Consider the following 346-nt stretch of genomic DNA (forward strand, 5'->3'; position numbering starts at 1 on the left):
GTATTAGGCATTGTTGTCGTTGCAGAAATGATTGGCGTGATTGAAATTCGCTTAGGAGCAGGAATGATCATGCTCTTGCCGATGCTGTTTGCCCTTGTATTCGGGTTAGCCTTGTATTTCACGCCACTCGTGAAAGAAACACAGTCCAAACATGCAGAGCCAATCATTACGCTTAGTGTAGCGCTACTGATCGCCAAAATCGGTGTCACTATAGGGCCAGACTTGAAAAATGTGATTGCTGCTGGTCCCGCCTTGCTTTTACAAGAAATCGGCAATTTCGGCACCATTTTCTTAGCACTGCCCGTTGCCGTTTTGCTGCTTGGAATGAAGCGGGAAAGCATTGGCA

General features: G+C 46.8%; 1 protein-coding gene. It reads left to right on the forward strand.

From position 1 onward, the window contains the following. On the forward strand, positions 1-346 hold a 346-nt coding region (locus CHH91_RS18070; protein ID WP_141234198.1), incomplete at both ends, for a DUF3100 domain-containing protein.

Origin of the sequence: Virgibacillus sp. 7505 (assembly GCF_002272135.1) — a bacterium.
In the GTDB taxonomy this organism is placed as follows: Bacteria; Bacillota; Bacilli; order Bacillales; family Amphibacillaceae; genus Terribacillus.